General features: G+C 71.1%; 2 protein-coding genes. Both read right to left on the minus strand.

All coding sequences use genetic code 11. From position 1 onward, the window contains the following. Window positions 1-258: 258 nt before the first annotated feature. Window positions 259-1,131, minus strand: a complete 873-nt coding sequence (locus tag C1I95_RS33155) for a barstar family protein (RefSeq protein ID WP_111219973.1) — start codon at window positions 1,129-1,131, stop codon at window positions 259-261. A gap of 59 nt (window positions 1,132-1,190) precedes the next feature. After that, window positions 1,191-2,546 (minus strand): hemolysin family protein, encoded by a 1,356-nt coding sequence (locus tag C1I95_RS33160; protein WP_111219975.1) that lies wholly within the window; start codon window positions 2,544-2,546, stop codon window positions 1,191-1,193. Window positions 2,547-2,788 lie beyond the last annotated feature (242 nt).

The raw sequence follows: 2,788 nt of genomic DNA on the forward strand, positions 1-2,788 counted from the left end.
GGGTGTGTGGGGGCTGTCGAGCTGATTGCACAGACGGGTCACGGTCCGGGGTTACCGGCCGTGGCGTCACGACGGTGTCCCTGCCTGATAGCACGAGCGGATCAGCTCGACAGGGCTCAAGCACCCAGCCGAAGGCCCTTCCGGCCATGCATGGATGTCTGCCGCGGATAGTGACTACGACCCCGACGGCGTCGAGTGGCGGGCAAGCATGAGGGAGGCGGAACCGAGATCAAGCGCGTGTCGGCGGCGGCTCGCAGTTCAGCGCAAGTCGATCTCGACCTCGTGTGCCGTGAGCATTTCTAGCAGGTACGCCAAGGTGATCGCCGGGCTCAGTCGACGTCGGTCGTAGCCGGCGACGAGGTGCTCTCGGGCGACCGCCGAGTCGTGCCACACCAGCCGAAACGGTGTCCGCGCGCCGAACCTCCCGCGGAGACAATCATCGAGGGCGTCAAGGTTCCACCCGAAGTATCCGCCCGGGCCGTTGATCGCCTCGCCGATCGCGCAGTAGAACCCTTCGATGTCGGTCACGAACCGGCCGTCGAGCTGGTATGTCGTGCCGGCCGGCCGGTCCGGCTCACCGGACCGGCGGGCGAGCGCCACGCCAGCCCAGTGGTGGCGCAGCCCCCGGTCGTAGCCAGCCCACAGATTCTTCTCGGCGGGCCGTCCGGCGTACCAGTGTTCCAGGATGCCGAGGACCCCTGTCGGCAGCGGTTCCCGCGGTTCGCTGTCGACCGTCACGTCGAGGAGTCCGGCGCCGAGCCGCGACGGCTCGGCTGCCTCGACCGTTCCGGACACCCCGGCACCGATGACCTGGCTTGCCGAACCATCGGCGGCGACCGCGTACACCTCGGCACTTATCCGACGGCGACGTAACGCGGCCTTGGTCGACTGCCCGACAGCACCGAGCGCGGCTCGCAACGGAGTCTCCGGCCGGCAGCCGACCAGCGTGAACCGCTCCTGAGGCCGGGGCGGCAGATCCACGAACAGCCCTTCGATCTCCGCACACAGCGCCAGCGGCGTGTCGTCCTCGAAGCGGGCGTCGCCACGAAGCAACCAGCGTGGGCGGACCGGATACTCCCACCACCACCGCTCGGGCGGCAGGCCCGCGTCGGCACCAGCGCTCGTGGTCACGCCGCGACCCTACCGGGCAAAGCGCGACAACCGGGCAGCTCCGGTGGCACCGGCCTGAGTCAGCCGCGGGTGCGGTCCAGGGCGGTCCCCGCGTCGACCGCCGCCGCCGGCTGCGGGCTCTCGTGCGCCGCGTCCTCGGTGGGCGCGGCGGCGGGGCGGCGCAGTCGCAGGCCGGTGATGGCCCGGTCGTCGACGTGGGTCACCTCCAGCTGCCAGCCGTCGACGGTGAGGTGCTCGCCGGGCGCGGGAATCCGGCCGAGACCGGCCAACACCAGGCCGGCGACGGTGGTGTAGTCGCCGTCCGGGCGCCCGGGCAGCTCCACGTCGATGTCCGGCAGGTCGTGCACCGGGAAGGTGCCGGGCAGCAGCAGCGCACCGTCCGGCTCGGTACGCACCTCACGTACGTCCCGGTCGGTCTCGTCGTAGATCTCCCCGACGATCTCTTCCAGGATGTCCTCCAGGGTGACGATGCCGTCGACGGCGCCGCGCTCGTCCACCACCAGGGCCATGTGCTGACGTTCTGCCTTGAACTGGCGCAGCGCGTCGACCACCGGCACCGAGTCCGGCAGCAGCATCGGCGGGCGGGCGTACTCGTCGACCGGCCGGTCCTCCCGCACGCCGACCAGGTCCCGCAGGTGGATCACACCGACCGTCTCGTCCAGGCCCCCGTGTTGGACCACCGGCGCGCGGGAGTGCCCCGAGGCGGCCAGCACGAGCCGGGCGGCTTCGGCGGTGGTGCCGCTGTCCAGGCAGAACACCCGTAGCCGGGGCACCAGCACCGCCCGCAACTTCCGGTCGGCGATCTCCACCGCGCCGGCGATGATGGTCTGCTGCTCCACGGTGAAGCCGTTGTGACCGGCGACGATGTCACGCAGCTCGTCCGGGCTGATCTCGTCCCGCTCCGGTTTCGGGTCCAGGCCGAACAGCCGCACCACCAGGTCACTGGTGACGCCCAGCGTCCAGACCGCCGGCCGGGTGAGCGCGGCGAGCAGGTCCAGCGGGCGGGCGACGAGCAGCGCCCACCGCTCCGGCACCTGCATCGCGATCCGTTTCGGGGCCAACTCGCCGAAGACTAGGGTGACGAAGGTGAGCGCCAGGGTGACCAGCACGATGGCCACCGGTTCGGCGGCCCGACCGAACACGTCCAGCAGCGGGACCAGCGGCCGGGCCAAGGACACCGCGGCGGCCGCCGAGGCGAGGAAGCCGGCCAGGGTGATGCCGATCTGGATGGTGGCCAGGAAACGGTTGGGGTCCCGGGCCAGCCGGGCCAGCACCTGCCCGGCCCGACCGGTGCGCTCAAGCCGCTGGACCTGGCTGTCGCGCAGCGACACCAGCGCCAGCTCGCTGCCGGCGAAGATCGCGTTGACGACGATCAGGACTCCGACCAGAGCGAGCTGACCCCAGTAGCTGTGCACGCCCGGCTCTCCCTCGCTGGACCACGCCCGGTGGCGCCGCCGGCGGAGGCCCCGTCGGCGTAGCGGTGCCTATGCCCACTCAGCCCGGCACCGAATCATCGCCCGGGGCACCCCACCCCTCGGCGACCCCTGCGGAGAACCAACCCAGACCACCCCGTTGATCATGAAGTTAGCGGGCGGTTTAGAGATCAAACCGCCCGCTAACTTCATGATCAACGGGAAAGGCCCTCGGGGGGTGGGGG

It is taken from the genome of Micromonospora craterilacus, from assembly GCF_003236315.1.
In the GTDB taxonomy this organism is placed as follows: Bacteria; Actinomycetota; Actinomycetes; order Mycobacteriales; family Micromonosporaceae; genus Micromonospora; species Micromonospora craterilacus.